The 22,748-nt window shown below is 37.3% G+C and carries 23 protein-coding genes; 13 read left to right on the forward strand and 10 right to left on the reverse strand.

Annotation, left to right across the window (positions count from 1 at the left end; genetic code table 11):
- On the reverse strand, positions 1-486 hold a 486-nt coding region (locus Q0V26_RS11320; RefSeq protein ID WP_297481777.1), incomplete at its 3' end, for a cytochrome b/b6 domain-containing protein.
- A 305-nt stretch (positions 487-791) separates the two neighbouring features.
- On the opposite strand from Q0V26_RS11320, the gene Q0V26_RS11325 reads away from it, so the two are divergent.
- From Q0V26_RS11325 to Q0V26_RS11335, 3 genes are all read left to right on the forward strand, one after another.
- Positions 792-1,661: a VirK/YbjX family protein gene (locus Q0V26_RS11325; protein ID WP_297481778.1), complete on the forward strand. Its 870-nt coding sequence runs from the start codon at positions 792-794 to the stop codon at positions 1,659-1,661.
- Between the two features lie 273 nt (positions 1,662-1,934).
- The gene (locus tag Q0V26_RS11330) at positions 1,935-2,186 is read left to right on the forward strand and encodes a hypothetical protein (RefSeq protein WP_297481779.1); all 252 of its coding nucleotides are present in this window, start codon (positions 1,935-1,937) and stop codon (positions 2,184-2,186) included.
- 228 nt (positions 2,187-2,414) lie between these two features.
- On the forward strand, positions 2,415-2,717 hold the full coding sequence (locus Q0V26_RS11335) for a hypothetical protein (RefSeq protein WP_297481780.1): 303 nt from the start codon (positions 2,415-2,417) through the stop codon (positions 2,715-2,717).
- Positions 2,718-2,858: 141 nt separating this feature from the next.
- Here Q0V26_RS11335 and Q0V26_RS11340 read toward each other — a convergent pair whose 3' ends face one another.
- A complete protein-coding gene (locus Q0V26_RS11340) occupies positions 2,859-4,073 on the reverse strand; it encodes a patatin-like phospholipase family protein (protein ID WP_297481781.1) in 1,215 nt (404 codons plus the stop codon).
- Positions 4,066-4,188, reverse strand: coding sequence for a hypothetical protein (locus tag Q0V26_RS11345; RefSeq protein ID WP_297481782.1), 123 nt, complete (start codon positions 4,186-4,188; stop codon positions 4,066-4,068). The genes Q0V26_RS11340 and Q0V26_RS11345 overlap by 8 nt, the downstream gene beginning before the upstream one ends.
- A 268-nt stretch (positions 4,189-4,456) precedes the next feature.
- Between Q0V26_RS11345 and Q0V26_RS11350 the strand changes: the two genes are divergently transcribed.
- On the forward strand, positions 4,457-5,563 hold the full coding sequence (locus Q0V26_RS11350) for a poly(3-hydroxybutyrate) depolymerase (RefSeq protein ID WP_297481783.1): 1,107 nt from the start codon (positions 4,457-4,459) through the stop codon (positions 5,561-5,563).
- Between the two features lie 271 nt (positions 5,564-5,834).
- Complete coding sequence (locus Q0V26_RS11355) at positions 5,835-6,623, forward strand: phytanoyl-CoA dioxygenase family protein (protein WP_045037698.1); 789 nt, start codon at positions 5,835-5,837, stop codon at positions 6,621-6,623.
- Positions 6,624-6,752: 129 nt separating this feature from the next.
- On the opposite strand, the gene Q0V26_RS11360 is transcribed toward Q0V26_RS11355, so the two are convergent.
- Complete coding sequence (locus Q0V26_RS11360; protein WP_107277132.1) at positions 6,753-7,898, reverse strand: M14-type cytosolic carboxypeptidase; 1,146 nt, start codon at positions 7,896-7,898, stop codon at positions 6,753-6,755.
- A gap of 402 nt (positions 7,899-8,300) precedes the next feature.
- Here Q0V26_RS11360 and Q0V26_RS11365 point away from each other — a divergent pair, with 402 nt between their 5' ends.
- Positions 8,301-9,347 carry an FUSC family protein gene (locus Q0V26_RS11365; protein ID WP_297481784.1) on the forward strand — a complete coding sequence of 349 codons (1,047 nt, stop codon included), beginning with the start codon at positions 8,301-8,303 and terminating at the stop codon, positions 9,345-9,347.
- 15 nt (positions 9,348-9,362) lie between these two features.
- Here the strand turns inward: Q0V26_RS11365 and Q0V26_RS11370 are convergent, their stop codons facing one another.
- Both Q0V26_RS11370 and Q0V26_RS11375 read right to left on the reverse strand, forming a co-directional pair.
- Positions 9,363-9,701: a cytochrome c gene (locus Q0V26_RS11370; protein WP_297481785.1), complete on the reverse strand. Its 339-nt coding sequence runs from the start codon at positions 9,699-9,701 to the stop codon at positions 9,363-9,365.
- 146 nt (positions 9,702-9,847) lie between these two features.
- A complete protein-coding gene (locus Q0V26_RS11375) occupies positions 9,848-10,819 on the reverse strand; it encodes a DNA ligase (protein WP_297481786.1) in 972 nt (323 codons plus the stop codon).
- 284 nt (positions 10,820-11,103) lie between these two features.
- Between Q0V26_RS11375 and Q0V26_RS11380 the strand changes: the two genes are divergently transcribed.
- Positions 11,104-12,162 (forward strand): PTS sugar transporter subunit IIC, encoded by a 1,059-nt coding sequence (locus Q0V26_RS11380; protein WP_297481787.1) that lies wholly within the window; start codon positions 11,104-11,106, stop codon positions 12,160-12,162.
- Between the two features lie 51 nt (positions 12,163-12,213).
- On the opposite strand, the gene Q0V26_RS11385 is transcribed toward Q0V26_RS11380, so the two are convergent.
- The gene (locus Q0V26_RS11385) at positions 12,214-12,723 is read right to left on the reverse strand and encodes a hypothetical protein (protein ID WP_297481788.1); all 510 of its coding nucleotides are present in this window, start codon (positions 12,721-12,723) and stop codon (positions 12,214-12,216) included.
- A 287-nt stretch (positions 12,724-13,010) separates the two neighbouring features.
- Here Q0V26_RS11385 and Q0V26_RS11390 point away from each other — a divergent pair, with 287 nt between their 5' ends.
- Positions 13,011-13,727: a hypothetical protein gene (locus Q0V26_RS11390; RefSeq protein ID WP_297481789.1), complete on the forward strand. Its 717-nt coding sequence runs from the start codon at positions 13,011-13,013 to the stop codon at positions 13,725-13,727.
- Positions 13,728-13,797: 70 nt separating this feature from the next.
- Here Q0V26_RS11390 and Q0V26_RS11395 read toward each other — a convergent pair whose 3' ends face one another.
- Positions 13,798-15,279 (reverse strand): FAD-dependent oxidoreductase, encoded by a 1,482-nt coding sequence (locus Q0V26_RS11395; protein WP_297481814.1) that lies wholly within the window; start codon positions 15,277-15,279, stop codon positions 13,798-13,800.
- A gap of 546 nt (positions 15,280-15,825) precedes the next feature.
- On the opposite strand from Q0V26_RS11395, the gene Q0V26_RS11400 reads away from it, so the two are divergent.
- From Q0V26_RS11400 to Q0V26_RS11415, 4 genes are all read left to right on the forward strand, one after another.
- A complete protein-coding gene (locus Q0V26_RS11400; protein ID WP_297481790.1) occupies positions 15,826-16,872 on the forward strand; it encodes an OmpA family protein in 1,047 nt (348 codons plus the stop codon).
- Positions 16,873-17,098: 226 nt separating this feature from the next.
- A complete protein-coding gene (locus Q0V26_RS11405; protein WP_297481791.1) occupies positions 17,099-17,527 on the forward strand; it encodes a hotdog fold thioesterase in 429 nt (142 codons plus the stop codon).
- A gap of 5 nt (positions 17,528-17,532) precedes the next feature.
- Positions 17,533-17,769, forward strand: a complete 237-nt coding sequence (locus tag Q0V26_RS11410; RefSeq protein ID WP_297481792.1) for a DUF3389 domain-containing protein — start codon at positions 17,533-17,535, stop codon at positions 17,767-17,769.
- 171 nt (positions 17,770-17,940) lie between these two features.
- On the forward strand, positions 17,941-18,942 hold the full coding sequence (locus Q0V26_RS11415) for an OmpA family protein (RefSeq protein ID WP_297481793.1): 1,002 nt from the start codon (positions 17,941-17,943) through the stop codon (positions 18,940-18,942).
- A 143-nt stretch (positions 18,943-19,085) separates the two neighbouring features.
- Here Q0V26_RS11415 and rodA read toward each other — a convergent pair whose 3' ends face one another.
- Positions 19,086-20,177 carry a rod shape-determining protein RodA gene (gene rodA, locus Q0V26_RS11420; RefSeq protein WP_297481794.1) on the reverse strand — a complete coding sequence of 364 codons (1,092 nt, stop codon included), beginning with the start codon at positions 20,175-20,177 and terminating at the stop codon, positions 19,086-19,088.
- Between the two features lie 255 nt (positions 20,178-20,432).
- Here rodA and Q0V26_RS11425 point away from each other — a divergent pair, with 255 nt between their 5' ends.
- Complete coding sequence (locus tag Q0V26_RS11425) at positions 20,433-21,338, forward strand: ROK family protein (RefSeq protein ID WP_297481795.1); 906 nt, start codon at positions 20,433-20,435, stop codon at positions 21,336-21,338.
- 82 nt (positions 21,339-21,420) lie between these two features.
- On the opposite strand, the gene Q0V26_RS11430 is transcribed toward Q0V26_RS11425, so the two are convergent.
- Positions 21,421-22,581, reverse strand: coding sequence for an MFS transporter (locus Q0V26_RS11430; protein ID WP_197076365.1), 1,161 nt, complete (start codon positions 22,579-22,581; stop codon positions 21,421-21,423).
- Positions 22,582-22,748 lie beyond the last annotated feature (167 nt).

Below are 22,748 nucleotides of genomic sequence, written 5' to 3' on the forward strand. Positions count from 1 at the left end.
ACCGATGCCTGAGAAGTTATTAACTTTGGCTGAAGCTCGGTGGTAATCAGGTAAAATAAAGTCGTGACCTAAGAAGTGAATGGCTAATCCAGTTATTACAATACTCGTTAAGAATAAATAGAATGCTATATATAACAATCCTTGAAGACGGTCATGTAAGCTATTCTTTTTAAATGGATTTGGCATGAAAACCCCCACTTTTTTAGAATAGTACACACGTAGGAGTACGAGTACACCGACAAAATAACCAACAATATAATGCCATTGGAACATTTCATTACGGATTGATTTAGCAATTGTTATAGCTTGTTGTTGTGATATGGAAATATTATCATTTTGCAATCCAGATTGAAGGATCGTTGCGATATGTGTTTTGTCCATCCACGTTGAGCGTAATACAATAGTTAATAAAATAAATAGAATAGAAAATGCTAATAACCAATGTATTAAGCGATGTAGTTTTGGGAAATGAGGTTGCTCAGTCATATAAATAACCAAAAATAAAAACATTATTTCGTAATTATACCATGGCTATAGCGAATAAATCATGAAATTGCAGGTTTATTGATTTAATATATCGTTTTTTGGCATAGAAATATCAAATTATATAAAGTAAGCCGCTAATTTCGTTGTTTTATTATGCAGGGTGAGTGCAAACTAAACAGTTAATGGCTATATGGAATAAATGTATTGATAAAATATACATCTGATTAATGATGGAATGCAAAGTATGCCATATAAGAATTAACGGTGTGATTCAGTCCAACATATCTCTTAGTAACCATGCGAAAATGATTTATCCAGATAGCCAAGCTAAAAAATACTCACCATTATGGCGCTATCGAGTAAAATTTATTCTTCGTGCAATGTACTACCATAAAGCTTTCCAGCATATCACTTCTGAAATTGATCCTTCTTTACTAGATACTTTATGTCAGCGTAATCCTCGTTTTTTAGAAAAGCCATTTCGTCCTTACGTGATTTATGGAACAAATTCTACTGAGCGGGCAAAATTTGTTGTAGAGCATTTTAAGTTTGTCTCTCAACTACCAGCCCATATTCGTGACGCTATCTATAAAGATCGTCATGGATTAACATTATGTAACTTTACTGTAGATGATGTTGATTACTGTTTTAAATTGACATTCTATGCTCGTTATCAAAAAGAGGGTGATATGAGTTTAACGCTCTTTAATGATGCGGATGAAAACTTTTATACCCTGACATTTGCGATTCGGAATGTAAAAGGGAAGCGTCAATTAGTGATTGGTGGTTTACAAGGCCCTGCGAGTAGCCCTGAAAATAACCAAAAAATAAAATTACTGACTAAAGCATTATTCGGACAACGTCCAAAAGATTTAATGATTAAAATGGTCACACTGCTCGCTAATGCTTGGCAGGTAGATACACTACTTGCTATAAAGAATAGTTCCCATACCTATTCAGCAAAGCGTTATGCTACTGGCAAAATCAAGATGGATTACGATAAGCATTGGTTAGCATTAGGTGCTGCTGAGTTCGATGAGCATTTATATCAATTAACGCTTGAAGATATTCGCCGTAATCCTGAAGATATTTCACGCCCTAAACGTGCAATGTATCGTCGACGCTATGAGTGGTTAGATAATACAAAAGTGTTGATTGAACAGAATCTAAAATAATTATATGTGTTAATTTATCTGTTACTTATTAAAAATGACACTAACAAACGGCTACCTATTTAGGTGGCCGTTTGCTGTTGTGTTTATAGATTATAGTAACAAAAGCTAAATAATGCTTAGACTAACCGCTATATAGCGCTTAGTTTTGTCTGTGAGAATGCTATTTTTACGATATATCAATATTATCAGTGGGTTCTCATATTGACATGATATATTTCGCATTATAGGTAAATTGAAATAGCACGCTATTCATAACAATAGGTTTATAAGATCATGAACAACCCAACAGATTTTTACACACTAAAGCCAGAAATCATTTCACGTCCAGAGTCAGAAGGCTCATTAGCGACTAAATCATCAATGTTTATCAAACAGACTCGCGTGTATATCCTGAACGTTCAAGAATTCGTTGATAATGACGATAAGAGTGAAAACCCATTTGGCGTTGAACGATATGCGCTTTGGCCTCGTTTAATAAAAAGTAAAAAGCGTTTAGAAGATCGTGGTTACATCTTTAATTTTTAACAATATTAAAAGATCGAGCAAAAGAAAAGAGGAAAAGATGGAAAAAGAAAAAAGATGGGACAGCCATAAAATTACGCTAGATATGACGGGTAATAAGTCCGTTATTATTTTCTGTGAATGCCTATGAGGACGATAGGGAATCTACTCACTGTGTGTAGAAATCTTAAAGAATAAAGATATGGGTGTCCTGTATTTTTTATTCTAAAAACAGCTCAGTTGATTAACCATATGAATCCGTATTTACTCGGTTTATTAACAACGGTTCCAATGGAAGGAACGGCACTATTTCGACAAGTTACTAAGGGAGATTTCAAGTTACTCGATCCTTATGAGGTACTTGAAGGGCTTAAATTACTGTTAGAAAATTTAGACCATGATAATTTGTTGATTGATAGCACGCATGGATCGAATTTATTGTCGATAAAAGGGACGTTGGGTGAGGTTAAATCGAGTACATTAGATCATATTAATCGTCATTTATTAATGAAAGATAACGATCTTATTGGCAAAGCATATCTTGGTCAGTTTTAGTTATACATAAAAAGGGCAAATGTTGCCCTTTTTACCAATTAAACAGTTACATTATTTCTTTTCTTTGTTGCCTTGAAATATCAAAGAGTAAGATATAGGTGCTCTATTTTTTTAGAGAAACAAAAGTGATCCAATATTTTGTTAAATGCCTATTGGTGAATCTTTGCTAATTTTAATTGTATTATCAATGATATTATCGTTATTAATATGAAAAGGTAATAATGGACGAATCAGTGTTTTGTCGTAACTTAGTCTCATACTCATGTCTGCATGACAAAATCCTAAATTAATTAACATTCTATTATCAGTATCAGAAAAACGATCTAATTGAGTCCCCAAGTTGCTAAGATGACGGTATTGCTTAGCTTCACTCTCAGACAGTAATGGGTTTATAGTTTTGAAGTTTTTAACCTTACTAGATATAGACCAATAGCCGCCATTATATTCACCTTCAATATAATTTCGCATCAACATCCGTTTACGTAATGCTCTTTGTTGGTTAATCATAATGTCAGTCATCCTAAGGGATAAACCAAACTTACTTTTTATCGTTTTTAGCCAACCATGCCATGGCAAAGAAAGCAATGCTCCTGCATCACAACAGAATACTGAATTATATTCCTTTTCTGCTCCGTGTTTCCATATCATTTCTAACCCCATATTATCATAGAGCCCACCATCACATAGGTTTAAGTGTTCACGAAGTTTCAATATTTGTTCAGCAGAGATATGACTATAAGGTGTGTCATTCCATGTCCAATCTTTACCACATAATCGTATTGGTGCTAAAAATGGTGGGAATCCACTGGATATAGCAATAGCTTGTGCTAAGGTAATCCCGTGATCTGAAGCTGAGCCAATTTTATAGTCTCGAATTTCACATTTTGAAATTCTGACACTAGCACCAGTATCAAGGTTGGTGCCATAAAAAATAAACTCTGGAGCTAAAGGGTTATTGGGTATATCACAAAGACGAGTTTTGCCAAACAACAAAGCTTCATATTTTTTTCTTACCTCTATTACTGCTGTTGTTGTTGGGTTTAGAGTGTGTAGAAGAATCAGAAATTTATTTGTAATTGTTTGAGAGCAAAATATAATGAGGGGGTCTGCAATGACTTCTTTAAAGTTAGTTGCACGATACCGGCCTTTACTAGCATCTATTTCCTCAAAAGTTAACTTTTCCCACTTTAGCATTAATAAACCAGCGGCAATAGAACCGCCAGAAACTGATGTGATTGTATCTAGCTCAGTCAATAAACCATCTTCATTCATGCGCCATAGAGTACCTAATGCATAGAGTGTTGCTCTAAAACCACCGCCAGATAAAGCTAAGCCTTTTTTAAATTTGTTATTCATTATCTAACACCTCATTATTAACTTTTGTCTCATTATTCACTAATAACGGTCCTACTTTATTAGTGAAAATACCACCACCTCTTTTAAGTAAAATACCAGTACTCAATATATCCATATAATTAAGTCTCTTATTATTTTATATTCTGCATAATATGTTACATTTTTTCTAAATTGAAAAAGTGATCATTCACAAAAAATGATACTGAGGCTTGCATTTGATATGGGCGTTTTGGATTAAGAAAATCAAACTATAATAACCATTGTGTTAATAATATACAGGATTAGTTTTATTGATATAGGTCAATCTTTTTTATTCTTTTTTGGGTGATTCTTGTTCTCTATGGTTGATTGGTAATCAAATGCATTTTGCATGGAGGCAAGCAATGGAAAGTATTAATTTAAATGTTAGATTTGTTTTTTTATCTATATCTTTAATCGTTTGTTTGAATTCTAATTCTTACGCGAATGAAGTTTTTAGCAGTCAAAGTTTATCTCCAGAAACTAAAACGAGTACATATTCTCTTCCTGCTTTAAATGCTATTTCTAATGCAACGTCAATATCTGGAATATCATCAGGTGCCTTTATGGCTTCTCAATTTCATGTTGCATACTCAAATGATCTTGTTGGCGTAGGGATTGTTGCTGGTGGACCATGGAATTGCGCTGCTAGCAATCCGCTTTTCCCTGCAATTGTGAATGCGACAACAACTTGTATGAATCCGTGTAAGGCTGGTATTTGCGGTCCATTTCCTGATTCAAAATTTTTATCAGCTATTGCAGAAATGGATGCTAAAAAAGGTAATATTGATCCTATTGATAATTTAAAAGATGATAATGTATATATTTTTTCTGGGTCTCAAGATAAAACTGTTATTACTAAAGTCGTTGATACTACCTTTGATTTCTATAAAAAATTAAAAGTGAAAAATATAGAATACATGAATAATTTGGATGCAGGGCATGCTTTTATTACTAATAATCCTGAGGATGCCGAATGTAATAAAACTGCTGATCCATATATTAATTATTGTAATATGTCACAAGCGAGAGATATTTTAAAACATATTTATAAAGGGTTAAAATCACCTGCAATAAAAATAAGTGGCGAATTAATTAAATTTAACCAACATGAGTTTCTTACAAAAGATCAAATAAACCGATCAAGTATGGACGACAATGCATTTGTTTATATTCCTAAGAGTTGTACAACAAATCAATGTAGAGTTCATGTCGCTTTGCATGGCTGTGCTCAAGGAGTATCAGTAATAGGGACAGAATTTATAACGGATACTGGCTATTTAGAAACAGCTGATACAAATAAGATTATAGTATTATTTCCACAAGTTAAATCATCTAATCTAAATCCAATGAATCCCAATGGTTGTTGGGATTTCTGGGGCTACAGTACTTATAATTTAAGTATTTATCATAAAAAATCAGCACCTCAAATGGAGGCTATTAAAAAAATGATTGACCGATTAATAAGTTAGAGCAATCAAAAAATAAACAAGAAAAAACATAGGACAGCCATAAAATCATGCTAAATATGACGGGTAATAAGTCCGTTATTATTTGCTGTGAATGCCTGCAAGGGCGATAGGGAATGTACTCACTGTGTGTGGAAATCTTAAAGAATAAAGATATGAGTGTCCTGTATTTCTTAATGATGATTTTATTACTTGGTTGAATACCATCAGTCTGGCATTATGCGCCCAAGAATACCGTCGTCAGTAAACGGTACCGAGAGTGTGAAGGTAGTCAGTGATAGAAAACAGCCAACAATTAAGTAACCGTTATGATGAACACGGTTACTTTGTGATTAGAAATTATTTCGATGAAGCTCAGATTTCATTGCTTAGAAAAGTGGTGCTAAAGTTCCATGAATTGTGGAAAGCAGACAACATCGAGTTTTATCATGAAGAAGCGTTTAACTCGTCTTTAATTACGGGCAGTGAATATCTACCTATCGATGATAGAACGGTACTTTTTGACTTTATCAGCTCAAAAAAGATCATGGACGTTGTTGATGCAGTGATACCTGAAAATCCTGCATTTATGAATACACAACTGTTCTTCAACCCCGTAAATCCCCAACAAAAAGACTTTTGGCATCGTGACTGTCAATATGACTATGATCTTGAAGACCAAATGAAAGTCATATTAGAAACGCAAGTGTTACATCTTCGAGTGCCTTTATTTGATGAACTTGGCATGGAAATCATCCCCGGTACACACAAGCGATGGGACAACGAAGAAGAGCACAATGTTCGCCAAGAAGAAAATGGTAAAGTCAGCAATGACAGCATCTCTGGCGGTAAACAAATTGGGTTAGCAGCGGGTGACTTGTTAGTGTTTTCTGCTGATATGATCCACCGAGGCTTATATGGCTTAGATCGTTTAGCATTGGATATTTTGATCTTTGACTCAGCGGCTGATTATGTCGATTACGTTGATGATGATTGCTTACCTCCCCAATCAATATTAAATAAGATTGCCGACCCAAGGCTATTTCTCAACACCCTACACCTAAAATCAATGGTGTGTGCTTAAAGATAAAAAGATGGGACAGCCATAAAATTTATTAGAAAAAGGCAGGACACCCATAAATTCCCAACTACCAATCTAAAAAACGGCCACCTAAAAGGCAGCCGTTAATATTATAAGTAGCAATAATCAGTCTTAACGAAGATCATCAGTAACAGCAAGCACTGCTGCTAGGGTGTCGTGACCAAAGCCAATACTACGCTCTGGAGACCAGCCGTATAGGCTATCTGGCTGATTGTTATGATCTTTAAATGGCATTTCAACAGTGTAAGACAAGCAGTTAAATTGCTCGCCAACCCAGTTTGAAGCTACTGTTAGGTTCGCTTCGCCGGGCTTATCTTTGCCGTAGCCGTGTTCGTCTTGGAATTCTGGCGTTACGGTTAATAGCGCTTGTTTGAATTTATTTTCAAGGTTTTCAAGGCGCGCATCGTATGATGGAATGCCTTCAGAACCAGCAACGAAGTTAAATGGGATCGCCTCATCGCCGTGAATATCAAGGAACATATCTACGCCAGTTGCTAGCATTTTCTCACGTACATAGAAAACTTCAGGGCTGTTTTCTAATGATGGTGTTTGCCATTCACGGTTAAGGTTCACACCAATCGCATTTAAGCGTAGATGACCACGTGCGCTACCATCTGGGTTCATGTTAGGCACAACATAGAATACCGCTTTATTTAATAGGGCACGACCAACAGTGTCAGTTTCATCTAACAAGCGTTGTACTAAGCCTTCAACAAACCATTCTGCCATGGTTTCACCTGGGTGCTGACGTGCAATAACCCAGATTTTTTTCTTTGGTGCTTCTTCGCTATCAGCGGCGTGTTCATCACCGATCACCAATAGGCTCACATCGCGATTATCAAGCGTATGACCTAATGTTTCTAGGCGACAGTTGTAATGGCTTTGTGCAAGGTGCAATAGATCTTGATGACGATCGTAGCTGTACGGTGCAAAGTAAGCGAAGTACATTGATTCATTTTCAGGAATAACAGTGAACGTTAAGTTGTCACCATCAAATTCTGAAGGGATACGGAACCACTCTTCACGATCATAAGAGGCCACAACATCATAGCCATTCCAACCTTCAGGGTAGGCTGAGTTAGCTAGATCTAATAACGTAATAGTATGCGGCTGTTGAGCTTCTGACTCTAAACGGAAGTGAAACCACTGATGAAGTTCAGATTGGTTATCGTTAGGAATACTGAGTTGAATGTCGTCTTTGCTTTCTGCTTTAACAACATTGATGCTACCACTTTCGAAGTTACTGAAAATTTTCATGAGGGTTACTCGTTATCTTTATAAGTACTGAATTAGGCTATCACAAACCACTGCAATCGATAATGATTTTTGTTCATCAAAATAAGGTTTCATTGTTAGGTTGAGTGAATAATCATCAATAGCGCAGTATGGCGTGATAAATCAGTAAAATCGTGGTGATCAGTTGATGTGTTAAATGTTGTTGGAATCTAATAATACTGCTTAAAGTAATTTAAAATAAAAATGCATAGATTTTATTAAAACAGTTATTAAAAAAACATTTATGTGATTAAGTTTGCTTTTTAAGTGATAAGTTATGCAGTAATGGTGGTGGGTCATATTTTATGTGGCTGGTGATTTTAAAAGTCGTGTGTTATTGGTAGCCGTTATTAGTTTTAAATATTTGTCTGGTAACAACACCGAATGAAAACCTTTCATCAACAGATCATTAAATACATGCGGCTGTTTCATGTGTTGCGCATTATTATCGCGTGTATCATTGCTTTTTCTATCGATATTATTTTCAAATTACCTTACGGCACATGGGCGCCAATTACTATTATTGTGGTGATGTCAGCGAAGTATTCAGGTGAAGTGTCAGATAAAGCCAGTCAACGAATACTTGGTACCACCATTGGGGCAATTTTAGGTTTGTCGTTGTATTTTTTCCCAATTGATAATGTTTATTGGCACTATGGTTTATTAGTCGTAATGCTCAGTGTGTCACTGTACTTTACTCTAGGAAAATACGCCTACAGTGCGATTTTAACTTCAGTGACATTGGTGTTGGTTGCGGGTAGTGGTCCTGGGGATTTACATATTGCATTATGGCGTACGACCAATGTGTTATGGGGTGGGTTAGTGGCGATTATTGCGAGTCAATATTTGTTTCCGGCTAAAGCGACCGATCATTTCAAATTAGTGTGTGGTGATTTTTTGCGTGTGTTTCATCAAAACTATTCTGAGCATAATGCACTGGTTAATAGTGATGATGCTTACCGCGAAATACAGTTATTCCAGTTACGCCAAACATTAAATAAAATTATATCACTAGAATCGAGTATTGGGCATGAATCACCTGAAATGAAATTGCCTGTCAAAAAAGCGATTGCCTGTCAGGTGAGAATGTTTAATTTATTTGAAAATATTATTCAGACCCAATGGCGCCATCAATATAGTAAAGAAAAAGTGCAAGAAATACGGGCTTTATCACAAGCAAAAGAACAGTTATCACTGATGTGTGAGTTATTGGGCGAGGACTTATTGTCACCTCAAAAGCCGTTAATGGTGATTAATAAAAAACAACTTGAGATTTTGGCGTTATACCCCAAATTAGCCCCAAGTGCAGATAGCCGAACCGATATTAGTTATTACGGTTATTTATGGCTTAATCGAGAATTGGCACGCCAGGTTGCAGAGCTTTCCGAATGGTTGTGCCAATTTGAAACGATTAAGAATGAGGTACTCTAACTCAAGCTGTAGTGGTTATTTCATCTCAGAATAATAAGCTGCGATATCTGCCAAATCTTGTGTGTTAAGGTTCTGTAATTGACCCTTCATCATGCTCGCCATTGGACCTGTGCGCATGTCATTAGTATACGCAAGCATTGCATCATACAGGTATTGCTGTTGTTGGCCTGCAAGGTTGGGATAATTCGGCTGTGGTGCAATACCATTACTACCATGGCAGAAACGGCAACTTGGGGTTTTAATTTCCCCTTTGCTGGCATCACCTTTTGGCATTGCGTAAGCGTTAGTGCTCATTGCGCTAATAAGCAATATAGCGGTTGTTAGGGGGCGAAAACCGTTAAATAAGTATGTCATTATAAGCCATCAGTTGTAAGGGATATGATTATCATAGTAAAACAATACCACAACTAATCAATGGCTTAACCTGTGTTTTCGTATAAAGAGTGTAACAATAAATGTCATAGAAAATTACAATCTATACCTTGGTGTTGATTATAATATTAGCTGTCAGGGTTATCACGTACTCGAATAAAGCGCGCAAAACGAGGGATCCCACGGTCGGTATAGCCGTTGTAGCGATATTGAATGGTGGTGCCTATCGCTGGTGGAGACAGCCGCTGTTGGTCGTTAAAGCCTGATCCTATTTTAAAGGTATTATTAGAGGCTGTTTTTACCCACACCGAGCCCATCATGCCTTGGTATTTACCATTGCCTTCTTCATAGCCAATAATTATCGCTTCTGCATCATGATGATTTTTGAGCTTTAACAAATGCTCTGTGCGACCAGAGGTATAGTTATTGGATTTATGGTGCAGCATTAAGCCTTCACCATCATGACTGCTAATAATATCAAGCCATTGCACTAAGATTGCTAAATTGTCGAGTGATTTATGTTCAACCCATTGTAAGTGTCTAAGGGGCTGATTATTTTGATCGCGTTGTTGCTCTATTAACGCCTGTAATTGACGGTAACGATCGCTAAAAGCTGCACTGTTATGAGGCAGATCAAATGCCATATAATTGACTTTTTTCCATGCTAAATCATCAGGTTCATTATCAAGTACAATACGTGTTAATGCTTGAAACTGGCCGCGTTCAATCCATAGCTCGCCATCTAATGGGGTACTTGGGAAGTTGGCATAAAACCATGCTGGCGCGTGAATGGTGTTTCCTGTTTTTGTTAGCAATTGCTGCCCATCCCAATAGGCTCGAATACCGTCTAATTTTTCACTGACTAAATAATCAGTAACCGTAAAAATATCGTGGATTTGATTCGCATCATTATAATATGTGGTATTTAATTGCTTATTAGGTAAGCTTTTAGCGAGCATCAATTGTGGCTGTGCGGCAGCAATTGGAAAACTCAATGAAAGGCTAATTAAGGCTGCAATAGGCGTTAAATGCTTATTAAAATATTGAAATTTAGTACTATCATGACAATGTGACAGCGGCTGATATTGTAATAAAGGCATGATATGTATTCCTAGTAAGCACAAGAGTTGTAACAGTAAATAAATGCCATCAATGGGTAAATTATAATGACCTATTTTTGGTGATGTTTGTGCTGATGTTGGAGTTATGTAGTGTGAATCAAGTTACAGTTACATGATTTATGTGTCGAAGGTGCTAAATAGTAATGAGATATGTGAGTAATAATTATGTTTAAAATGATAAAAAGTTACTTATTAACTGTGTTTATCGACAAGCTAGGGTAAAATTCTGCCACTATTGAACTCTTTATGTGGTCTTTGTTGTAATGCAGTCTTCTTTGTCGTGCTTTTTTACTCGCGTTAATCATTTTCTCGTCTCTAAAAATATTACTCTTTCTTTTCATTGTTATTTTATTCATGCAATGAGTTTTATGGCGCTAGGTCTATTTTCATCACTATTGATTGGCTCTATTTTAAATACGATTGGGATTAAATTTTCCATTCCACTATTGAGTGATGTCTTGTGGCCAATAGCAAAGCAAATGACAGGACCAGCCATTGGTGTGGCTATTGCTTATGCATTAAAAGCGCCGCCATTAGTTTTGTTTTCATCGACCATTGCAGGTGCTGCGGGGGCGGCAATGGGTGGACCTGTTGGGGCTTATGTCGCCAGTATTTGTGCTGCCGAATGCGGTAAATTGGTCGCAGGTGAAACTAAAGTTGATATTTTAGTGACGCCAGCAGTAACGGTATTAGTTGGCGTCATGGTTGGCAGTTGGATTGGTCCATTAGTGGGGGCGGTGATGACCCAGTTTGGACAATTAATTATGTCTACCACCCAATTACAACCGTTATTGATGGGCGCATTAGTCGCGGTATTGATGGGTATGGCGTTAACATTACCTATTAGTAGTGCTGCGATTGCTATTATGCTGAGTTTAAATGGTTTAGCTGCGGGGGCGGCGACAGTAGGTTGTGCTGCACAAATGGTAGGTTTTGCAGTTATGAGTTATCGCGTTAATGGTTGGGCAGGTATTTTTGCTCAAGGACTCGGTACTTCGATGCTACAAATGCCAAATATTGTTAAGAATTATAAAATTTGGATCCCTCCGATTGTGGCTTCTGCAATACTTGGTCCCATCGCGACTGTTGTATTTCATATGGAAAATACGCCACTTGGCGCTGGAATGGGAACATCAGGATTAGTCGGGCAGATTCAAACAGTAATCGCAATGGAAGAGCCAGGAGTGAGTAGTGGTTATATTTACGGATTGATTGTATTAATGCACTTTATTTTGCCTGCAGTCATCACGCTCTTTGTTGCGTATATTATGCGTCGTCAAGGTTGGATTAAAGACTCTGATCTAGTGTTAAAATTAGGCTGATAATTGTTGTTAGTTATGAGTCATACTCGTTATTGGCAATGATACTGATCATTAACGCTTAGCTAATGTTGTGATTTGTTGTTCGGCACATCGAAAAAAAGCATCGGCTTGGCGCTGACTGGCAATAAAAGTAAGAGGATTTAGTCCTTCAATGTGTAATTTTGTACGATAACTGTGAGCTTTGAATATTTTAGTAAATTGTTGCGGGCTGATATTGTTAGCATCATTGGCAATAGTCGCCGTATAAATAACGGTTTGATCGTCTATACGCTTAAATAAATTATGATCAACGATATAGTTAACTTGTTGATGCTGGTCAATGTTATCAATTGAGTGTTGGGTTAACTCACCACGAGATGGCGCTTGGAGATTGCTAAGATGATAGATTTTAACGTCATAATGATTATTTCTATTGGTCGACATGGCTAACACAATATTATCCTGTAGGCGTTGCTCTTTTACGGTGAGTGTACAATGTGTCTCGGTTTGGCTATAAGTTGAGTTTTCAAGCAAAGGTATAGAAAATGCCGACACGGTTAGAAAAAAGAGTTGTGTGATCATAAGAATACCCTTGGTTATATTGTATTAAAGTGGGTTAAATTAATCCTAGTTGAGTTGGATTGTTTTTATTGAATAATCTCACAAGATATTATGGTTGAAACACATTATTAAAATTGAGAACAGAACGGTAATTCACTCGAGTTTATTAATTATTAAGGTATTTTTTCCAGAGGCTTAACATTATTTGATAGGGAGTTAACAATTTATCATAAGCAAAGTGTTAATCTCATCAATAGTTAAATGTATTAGTTGTTCTTAATCCGAAAAATAAAATGGAGAAAGTGATTATGTCTGCTACAACAAGCAAAAAACCTTTGTTATTCTCTCTTTTAGCGCTTATTGCTGGTGGGGTCATTGGCTATGGTATCGGAATTAAAATAGAAAAAAGCACAAGTGCCCCGAATCTATTGACTTGCCAGCAGCAAGTGCAAGCTCAAACTGAACAAATTAAAAAGAGTGAACAGCAATACCAATTATTGGTAGCAAGTAATGAGAAACAAAGTCACCAATTAGAGCAGGTAACGAAAGATCTAACGGCAATGACAGAATTATTGGATAAGCAAAAAAAAGAATTTTTAGCTCAATTAGCATTGCTTGCCCAGAAAAAACAATTGTTAGTGGTGAATCAAAAAAAATTAGTGGTCAATCAACAAAAGCTAGAAGTAACGAAAAAGAAATTAGACACTGAAGTGATTAAGTTAAAAACAGCCACGACGAAGCAACAAGTGGTTATTGATAAATCCCAACAGTATTTTAAACGCCAAGCAGAAATGCAGGCCAATGTTAAAACAACTCAAGTTAGTATTGCAGAATTAAAGCAAGCAGCAAAAGGCTTTAAAAAAGCATGTGATGAGTTTAAGTCAGGTAATAGTTGGAATTGGGTATCACAAAAAGATTGCGATAATTATGATCAGCAATTGGGATTATTAAAAGAGAAGCAAGCGTTATTAAATTCTCAACAACAGGCGTTAGCTGTTATAAATGCTGAAATTAGTAAGAAATAAAGTGTATTTTGTTTAGGTTATCGATAATAAAGTAGCTGCCATGACAGCTACTTTTATTGCTGTTTTATAATTATTTTATATTGTGTCCAATAGGGCGAGCGAGTGAGGTAGGAAAACCACGCTCTGTCGCTAATTTTTCAGCATACGTTACAATATCGTGTAAGCTTAATTGTTGCGATACTGGAAATTCATTTTCACGGGTTTGCAGTGTCGGTTGTGGAATTAAACCTAAAGCCGCCAGTTGATCAACAATGGCATCAGCAACCGATAATGCAGATGACGCTTTTACAATTTCAGAGCGGGCATAACGCTGATGAGAATAAGAAACATCGGCCGCACGTAATGTTGGATCATTGCCTGGAATTTGTTGCGCTCCAAATAATGGTTTCCCGCCGACGGTTGCTTGCTTAAACTTACCTACAAACTGCGCCATATGATTAATTGCGCGTTGAGTGCGTTGTTCAATCTCTGGTTGTGACCAATGTTGCTGCAATTTTTCTTTAAAAGATGCATTCAACTGTGGTTGAGCACTGTCTTCATTAGATGACACTAATCCATTTTTAAATAGCGTAATGTCTTGTGTCATACCATGAAGTTGGAAAAAGCCATCAGGGTATGGGGTTAATTGTGCCATACCATTAGGGGTTCCCCGTTCGCCATGGAAAATGACTTCTGGCCATTGAGCATCACATTGCGACCAGTGAGTAATATAAGCAGCTTTAAATTCAACCATGCGCTGACGTGGAATATGAGCCAAGTCATCAATGGTTCCTGTACGGTAACCGCCAGCATTCACTAAATAATCAACATTGATTTGGTGTTGTTGATTTGTTGAATCTTGATAGTTAACTTGCCAACCTGTGCCTTGTTCAGCTAAAGAGATCACTTTGCTATTAGTATGTACATGGCATTGCGTCAGTTTGTCTAATGCTAAAGTCAAGGTTGCAGCAATTCTAAATACACTTAACCCATATTCCTGCACCATTATTAATGGATATTTGAACTGATCTAAATTAATCGATTTAGCGACCGGGATCATCCATTGATCGGGCGTTAGTGGATGTTCAGGATTAGCTTGTAATGCAAGAGATTCCAGTTCATGACGCTGATATAATTTAAAGTAATCTTTGGGCTCACCAAGAACACAGTTTTTAGGATCTTGTTCGACAAGTGTTTGGTAAGTTTGTTGCAATAATATTAGGCGGGGTAATAAGTCATTTGAGTTGCCTACATCATTACAGGGGATTGCAATAACGGTCGGTCTGATATTGGTGGTGTGACGGTAAACGCGTAACGTATCAATAGATTGCTTGAGTAACGTTATGCATTGTTGATCTGATATTTCACGGTAAAGATTACCACCTGCATGCAAGTGGCAAATTGGAGGACCATTAACTAAGCTTGTTCCTTCCTCAAAAAGTTGAACATTAATACCTTGTTCAGCTAATCGAAGTGCAATAGTTGATCCTGCTATACCACCACCAATAATGCCCACGGTGGTTGGTAAACCTGAATGAGACAAGGATGTCGTTTTACTTTCAATTAAATTCATCATACTTGAGCACGTAAATCAGCTAAAAACACCAAAAAGATTTATTTAATAACAACATGCGACATAAATCCTCTGAATGGATAAGATTTGTTATTTTACGTTGTAATAAGATAAAGAGAAATAGCTGCGAATTAAAATCCGATTAAAAGCCTGTATATATCTTTTTATAAAACTTATTTTTGTTGATGCTATGTTTAATTCTTTGTGGATATGCAATGATTCTTAATTTTAATGTGTCTTTTTTGTTTATTTTTGATGTGTCTATTTGTGCTTCATAATGATGATGGCCATGTTTTTAAATTTTTTTTTGAGGTTATATTGAATAAGCTCAGAAAAACTATCACAAATAAAAATGTTTATTATCAATGGTTTGTGTTTCTGGCTCGTTCTTCGTGTTTATTTTTCTGGATTTTTATTTTTCATTTTGATAGATTTGATTTTGTTTTTTGAACTTAAAGATAAAAATATGGTCATGAATTATATTTTTATGTTGAGACATCGAAAACAGCAGTAGTGGTAAATAAATATAATAAAGGATAAACAATAATGTCTAAAATTAATCTAGTAGTTTTACCTCTTGCACTTCTTGTGTCAGGTGCGGTAAACGCAGCAACAGAAAACCCATTCTATGCGGGTGCACGTGCTGGTGGTGTTCATTATTCTGATTTCGATGCGAAAACAGGTGATGCACATATTAACCCAAGCCAAGCTATCTCAATCGACAAAGATGATTTTGCTGGTGGTATTTTCATGGGTTACAACGTAACACCATGGTTTGCTGTTGAAACTGGCTACACTTGGTTAGGTGAAGTTACTCTTAAGAATGATGACCATCATGACGCTGGTAAAATTGAACAACAAGTTATTGATCTTGTTGGTAAATTCACTTACCAAGCTACAGATTCTTTAGACCTTTATACTAAAGTCGGTGGTGCATGGCAGTTCTCTCGTTACAAAGACAAGAATATTTCAGACCGTGATGATAGCTTAATTGCGACAGCTGGTCTTGGTGCTGAATACCACTTCACAGACAGCCTTTCTGCTCGTGCTGAATACCAGTACTACCACGATATGGAAGTGAAACCAACTGGCGATAACACTAAAATTAACTGGGATGCACACTACTACGGTGTGAGCCTTGTTTATGGTTGGGGTGCAGTAGCTGCACTAGCTCCTGTTATTGACGAAGTTATTGAAGCATCAACAGTTCAACTTGAGCCAGTTTCTGCTGTAATGCCATTTGCGTTTGATAGTAAACATCTATCAGAGCAAGACATTCAGCGTCTTGAGCCAGTTGCACAGCGTCTTGTGAACTACCCAAATTCACAACTTGTTGTTATTGGTCACACAGATAGCCGTGGTGCAGAAGCATACAACCAAAATCTATCTGAGCAACGTGCACTTACTGTTGCAACGTACTTAACTGAGCATTTCAACATTGATCCAAGTCGTGTATCTGCAGAAGGCCGTGGTGAGCTAGATCCAGTAGCATCTAACGATTCTTCTGAAGGTCGTGCTCAAAACCGTCGTGTTGATGTAACAAGCCCTGGTTTTGAAATTGAAAAAGCAGCAGAAGAAGCTATTGCTCAATAATATTGTTTATTCAATATTAATCGATAAATAACTGTCGATACTATTACAAAAAAGCGCCTGATGGGCGCTTTTTTTATATCTTAATATTTTGAAATATAGATACTTTATAGCAGTATTTTTATGCTTTATAATGATTATTATAAAGTATCATTTTTCTGACCTATTCTGCGAGTGGTATCATACTGGGCATATAGAAAGAATAAATATTATATAAGCGGAGAATATGATGGCGATTTGGCAACGGCCGTTTGCGTTAGCACTTTTTAATCAGACGTCTAAAAACACATTAGTTGAGCACTTAGGGATTGAATACGTCGCTGTTGATGATTCATCACTGTCTGCGACGATGCCTGTTGACTCACGCACACATCAACCATTAGGTATGTTGCATGGTGGCGCCTCTGTAGTATTAGCCGAAACGTTAGGATCATTGGCAGCAAACTTTGCCGTTAGCAGTGAATACTATTGTGTGGGCTTAGACATTAATGCGAACCATATTCGTGCGGTTCGTAGTGGTTTTGTTACCGGTAAGGCGACACCGTTGCATCTTGGCGCCACTACGCAGGTATGGCAGATTGAAATTCGTGATGAACGTCAGCATTTAGTGTGTACCAGCCGTTTAACTATGGCCGTTTTAAAACATAAAAAGCAGTAAACAAAATGATAGTCACTTTTTCTCAAGGCAAAATTATTGCAACGCAACATGAAGTTGTTATTCGTATTGATGGCAGTTGCCGAATAATGATGCAAGCACAAGTTGACGAATTAACATTAATTGGTGGTGCGAACGTGATCACAGCTGTTGGCAGTGGTTTGAATTGGTCTGTGAAGTTAGACACCGATGAACAACTGCAACAGATAGCTACTGAAATAGGTATCGCTATCACTCAATATTAAGTTGTTAGGTTATTATTTATATTAAATGAGCGAATAGTGATACTTAATGTAACAGGATGATTTTATTTATATTTATGTATGACAATGAAATGTTATTTTGGCATTATTGGCTAAGTTTGCAAATCATTGCATTCAAAGTTATTTAATATTAATCACGATAAAGTAAATAGTATGTCTAATAAATATTTTGCACTGTTACCATTGGCCGTTCTTATTTCTGGTGTTGCTCAGGCCGCACCTGCTGACCCTTACTATGTTGGTGTTCGCTTAGGTGATGCTAACTATTCACATTTTGAACAGAATGGCCATGCCTCTAATCTTGGGTTGAAGCAAAACGATTGGAGTGCGGGTATTTTTGCTGGTTATAATATTACCCCATGGTTTGCGGTTGAGACAGGTTATACAGCACTGGGTGAAGCCCATTTTTCATCCCAAAAAATAAAATTACATGCGTTTGATTTAACTGGTAAAGTAACATGGCATCTTAATAATAGCTGGGGCTTATTTGCTAAAGCTGGCGGCAGTTATATGCTGACTGATTACCATAGCCGTGATAATCGTATTAAAGATATTGATGATCATCTTGTTGGCACTGTCGGCGCGGGTATTGAATATCAATTAACTGATCACCTTTCTACTCGGCTTGAATATCAGTTCTATCATGATCTAGCATCAAAACCCCGTGGTACTGATTTAAGCTATAAGTTTGATACTAATTTTTATGGTTTAAGTTTGGTTTACAATTGGGGAGCAAAGCCGGTAGTTGATACGATTGCGCCTGCAATGGCACAAACGATGACGATTGAGCCTTCAACATTATCATTAGATTATGGTGTTAATCAGTATCAATTAACACCAGCAAATAAGAGAGCGCTACAGCCAATGGCTAAACGCTTAACTCGTTACCCAAGCGCAATGATTGTTGTAACCGGCTATACTTCTAATACGGGCACAGCAGCTTATAACCAAACATTGTCTGAAAAGCGTGCTCATGCTGTGGCATCTGAGTTAGAAAAATACGTAACAAACCCAGCTCAAGTGACGGCACAAGGCATGGGTGAACAGCACCCAATCGCAACCAATGCAACAGCAGAAGGTCGCGCACAAAACCGCCGCGTAGAAATTACATCGCCAGCATTAAAAATCGCAACAGAAGCCGCTTCTGAGCGTTAATCTATGACATTAAAACATACTGTTATTGAAGAGCCTGTTATTTAATAAAAATCACGGGAATAAAAAAGTAGAAATAAAAAGGTCAGCCTGTTGGAATAAACATAGCTGACCTTTTTTATTTGATAATTTGAGCGTTAATAGATTTATTTACATGGTGCACAAATAGATTTTTTACGCAGACAGAGTGACATGATCATGCCAAATATAGCTCCTTGCGTAATAATAGCTGAGCCACCATAACTAAAGAAAGGCAGTGGACTTCCCATTACTGGTAACACGCCACTTACCATACCGATATTAATAAAGCTATAAAGAAAGAAGCTTAATGCGAAAGCTGCACTGACTAAACGCGCAAAAGGTGATTCTGATTGATTTGCTAACCAAATCACTCTAAATGTCATAAAGGCGTAGATCCCCAATAGTAATACACTGCCCCAATACCCCCATTCTTCAGCAAAGGTTGAGAAAATAAAGTCAGTGTGACTTTCTGGAATAAAACCTAAATTACCTTGAGTTGCATCTGTCCAACCTTTACCGAGAATACCGCCAGAACCAATAGCAATTTTTGATTGAATGATCTGATAACCAGAACCAAGAGGATCAGATTCAGGGTCAAGAAACTGTAATACACGTTTTTTTTGATAGGTTTCCATTACGAAATACCAAGCTAGCGGTATGGTTACACCAATAATGCCTAATACTGTCGAAATTAATCTCCAACTCATACCTGCATAGTAAAGTACAAACAAAGCATACAAAATAGTAAAAATGGCACCATCAAGGTCGGGCTGGATAAAAATAAGCCCTGCAGGAATAGCGGTGATCATCAGGCAAAACAGTACTTTTTTCAGTGGTGGACGTCCTGCTTCTGCAATTAATACCCATGCAATCATTAATGGAACGGCAATTTTAACCAATTCTGAGGGCTGAAAACGAATAGGACCAAGGGCTAACCAGCGTCGAGAACCATTGGTGCTGTCGCCACTAACAAACACACCAAGTAAAAAAATAACGGTAATAACAAACAAATAAGGGGCATAGCGTTGGTAGGTGGCCGGAGGAATAGCCGACATTAAAATTAATATACCAATTGCTAATATACCTCGAATGAGGTGACGCTCAATAATCGGTACACTAAAGCTACTAGCACTCCATACAGTTAATGAGCTAAAGGTAATCAAAAGGAGAATTGATATACAGAGTGGTACATCAAGATAAGGACGGTATTTATTCATTAAGTACTACTGTAAACCACGCGAAGTCGCGCATCGATGATAAGTACCGTTACTTTAAAATATTATCGCGTTGCGACAAGAGATATTTTGCAAGAAAATGTATTTCTGTCGCAATGGACAAATAAATACACAAATTATCATCTTAAAGACTACTGCTAATCACGGCTATTGGGTGTTTTTTCGACAACGCCTCAGTCTTTAATACTATGCTTCACGTATAATCACGGAAAATAATACAATCGCAGTGGAGTAGAAATGGATCGTTATTACTGGGGTGTTGATTTAGGCGGTACTAAAATTGAATGCGCCATTATTGAGCGTAGCACCGATAAATGTGTAGTAAGAGAGCGCATAGCAACAGAAAGCGATCAAGGTTATGCCCATATTTTAAATCAGATTAAATTACTGATTGATCGATGCGCTGAACAATTAGGCCAACGACCTTTAGCGATTGGTTTTGGTACGCCAGGGACGTTAGATCCTCATCATGGCGTAATGAAAAATTGTAATTCAACCGCGCTTAATGGCAAACCGCTTGATAAAGATCTTTCGCTGTTATTAGATGCACAAGTTATATTAGCGAATGACGCGAATTGTTTTGCCTTAGCCGAAGCGCATTTTGGTGCGGCTAAACGTGTAAAACCAAATGCAGAAGTTGTGTTTGGTATCATCATGGGCACCGGTGTTGGATCGGGTATCGTTGTCAATGGCAAAGGTTTATATGGTTGCCATGGCATTGCAGGTGAGTGGGGGCATAATGTTATTGAGCCTAATGGCGCCCTTTGTTATTGCGGTCAATCAGGGTGTTTAGAAACCGTTATTTCAGGTAAAGGCTTAGAACGGTTCTACTTTGAACAATCTAGTGTTGAACTATCATTACCAGAAATAGTGGAGCGCGCCGCTGGAAATGATCTTCACGCTCAAGCAACATTGGCCAGAATGTCACATTACTTTGGTATTGCTGCTGCACAGATTATCAATGTGCTTGATCCTGATGTAATAGTTATTGGCGGCGGTGTGGGTAACATCGATGCTTTATACCAACAAGCACAGCAAGCCATATTGCCACATTTATTTAATGGTGAATTAAACACTCAGATTGTGAAGCCAGATTTAGGTGATAGTGCAGGTGTCTTTGGTGCTGCGGCATTGGTAAAATAAGATCAACCAAACTAATTAACAAACATAACAAAAAGGGCACAACGGTATTAACCATTGTGCCCTTTTTTACGCATACTGTGTATCAGCTTGCCAATACTTGAGGCTTGCGTTGTAAACTTGCAAATAGCATATAAATAGCGGTTGCTAGTAGCACGATAAAGAAGAAATTCATCAAACCATTTTGTTTCGCCATAAAGCTATTCGCACCAATAGGACCTAATGCTGAACCAATACTGTAACTAAATAGCATTACTTGGGTGGCAGCAACAATGTAAGACGAATCTAAATTATCACATGCTAGCGTAATCGCAATTGGGTACAACGCAAATGCTGACATACCTAACAACGCTAATGCACTAACTAGCATGATGTAATCTGACGACAAATAGGTTAAACCCATTGCAAACACGCCAAGTAATGACATTAACGCAAGTAATAACGTCTTGCTCATTACAATAGAAAGCTTGCTAATAATTGGCTGAATAACCATGCCGCCAAGAATAATCGCCGCCATTAATACACCCACTTGATTGGTAGAAAGTGAGCTGGCTTTAAGCGCTAATGGCATCAAACCATAAATACTTCCCATCACCACACCTGATGTGATGCAACCAATAATTGCTGGCTTACTTAAACGTGAAATTTGTTTAAGTGAAAGCACTTGGTGTCCGTGGCTATCTGGCTGACCTTGCTTAATAAACAAGGGAGGCAAAATAGCAATCAATAATAGGACTAATATCACGATAAAAGGTACAAAACCTTGTACACCAAAGTAACCCACAGCAAGCTGACCGATAGTTGTACCGCCGTACAATGACGTCATGTAAAACCCAAGACGTTTAGCTCGCTCTTTTGCGCTGTCGCCAATCAATAACCATGATTCAACAACAACAAAAATACCAGCTACAGCCATACCTGCAATTAAACGTGAAAATAGCCATAGTTCTTTATGTGGAAACAAAGGTAATACAGCAACCGTTGACGCTAATAATGTAAGAAAGCTAATAAAGGCAATGCGGTGACCTATTTTAGCAATAATAGGTTCGATCATTAATGACCCTATTAATAAGCCAAGATAATAGATACTCGCTAACCAACTGGCATAACTACTATCAATATTAAAATTTGCTAATGATAGTGGGATCAAGCTCATTAAGTAGCCTGAAGCGATTGCAAATACCGTTAGTCCCGCAACGGGCACAAGCATGCCGTTACTTTTATGACAAGTAGTGGTTTGTTGCACTACCGTACTCTCCACATTAAATTCGGTTTAGATAATCTGTCTCTTTATATAAAGGAATAACCCTGTAAAGAGTAGCCAAAAACCCGCCGACCGAAAAAGGCAGGAGGGAGGAAGAGACAGTGCTGTTTAAGTTTGCTTCCGACTGAAAGCGAAGCGATTATTCACGT

Origin of the sequence: uncultured Photobacterium sp., from assembly GCF_947039875.1 — a bacterium.
Classification (GTDB): domain Bacteria; phylum Pseudomonadota; class Gammaproteobacteria; order Enterobacterales; family Vibrionaceae; genus Photobacterium.

Bases quoted from the DNA above. Each gene is read 5' to 3' on its own strand.
- Q0V26_RS11400 (WP_297481790.1), top strand. From the start codon at position 15,826: ATGTCTAAAATTAATCTAGTAGTTTTACCTCTTGCACTTCTTGTGTCA.
- Q0V26_RS11415 (WP_297481793.1), top strand. From the start codon at position 17,941: ATGTCTAATAAATATTTTGCACTGTTACCATTGGCCGTTCTTATTTCT.
- Q0V26_RS11380 (WP_297481787.1), top strand. From the start codon at position 11,104: ATGCAGTCTTCTTTGTCGTGCTTTTTTACTCGCGTTAATCATTTTCTC.
- Q0V26_RS11350 (WP_297481783.1), top strand. From the start codon at position 4,457: ATGGAAAGTATTAATTTAAATGTTAGATTTGTTTTTTTATCTATATCT.
- Q0V26_RS11390 (WP_297481789.1), top strand. From the start codon at position 13,011: ATGTCTGCTACAACAAGCAAAAAACCTTTGTTATTCTCTCTTTTAGCG.
- Q0V26_RS11345 (WP_297481782.1), bottom strand. From the start codon at position 4,188: ATGGATATATTGAGTACTGGTATTTTACTTAAAAGAGGTGGTGGTATT.
- Q0V26_RS11385 (WP_297481788.1), bottom strand. From the start codon at position 12,723: ATGATCACACAACTCTTTTTTCTAACCGTGTCGGCATTTTCTATACCT.
- Q0V26_RS11365 (WP_297481784.1), top strand. From the start codon at position 8,301: ATGAAAACCTTTCATCAACAGATCATTAAATACATGCGGCTGTTTCAT.
- Q0V26_RS11410 (WP_297481792.1), top strand. From the start codon at position 17,533: ATGATAGTCACTTTTTCTCAAGGCAAAATTATTGCAACGCAACATGAA.
- Q0V26_RS11395 (WP_297481814.1), bottom strand. From the start codon at position 15,279: ATGAATTTAATTGAAAGTAAAACGACATCCTTGTCTCATTCAGGTTTA.
- Q0V26_RS11335 (WP_297481780.1), top strand. From the start codon at position 2,415: ATGAATCCGTATTTACTCGGTTTATTAACAACGGTTCCAATGGAAGGA.
- rodA (WP_297481794.1), bottom strand. From the start codon at position 20,177: ATGAATAAATACCGTCCTTATCTTGATGTACCACTCTGTATATCAATT.
- Q0V26_RS11360 (WP_107277132.1), bottom strand. From the start codon at position 7,898: ATGAAAATTTTCAGTAACTTCGAAAGTGGTAGCATCAATGTTGTTAAA.
- Q0V26_RS11425 (WP_297481795.1), top strand. From the start codon at position 20,433: ATGGATCGTTATTACTGGGGTGTTGATTTAGGCGGTACTAAAATTGAA.
- Q0V26_RS11330 (WP_297481779.1), top strand. From the start codon at position 1,935: ATGAACAACCCAACAGATTTTTACACACTAAAGCCAGAAATCATTTCA.
- Q0V26_RS11375 (WP_297481786.1), bottom strand. From the start codon at position 10,819: ATGCCTTTATTACAATATCAGCCGCTGTCACATTGTCATGATAGTACT.
- Q0V26_RS11370 (WP_297481785.1), bottom strand. From the start codon at position 9,701: ATGACATACTTATTTAACGGTTTTCGCCCCCTAACAACCGCTATATTG.
- Q0V26_RS11340 (WP_297481781.1), bottom strand. From the start codon at position 4,073: ATGAATAACAAATTTAAAAAAGGCTTAGCTTTATCTGGCGGTGGTTTT.
- Q0V26_RS11405 (WP_297481791.1), top strand. From the start codon at position 17,099: ATGGCGATTTGGCAACGGCCGTTTGCGTTAGCACTTTTTAATCAGACG.
- Q0V26_RS11325 (WP_297481778.1), top strand. From the start codon at position 792: ATGATTTATCCAGATAGCCAAGCTAAAAAATACTCACCATTATGGCGC.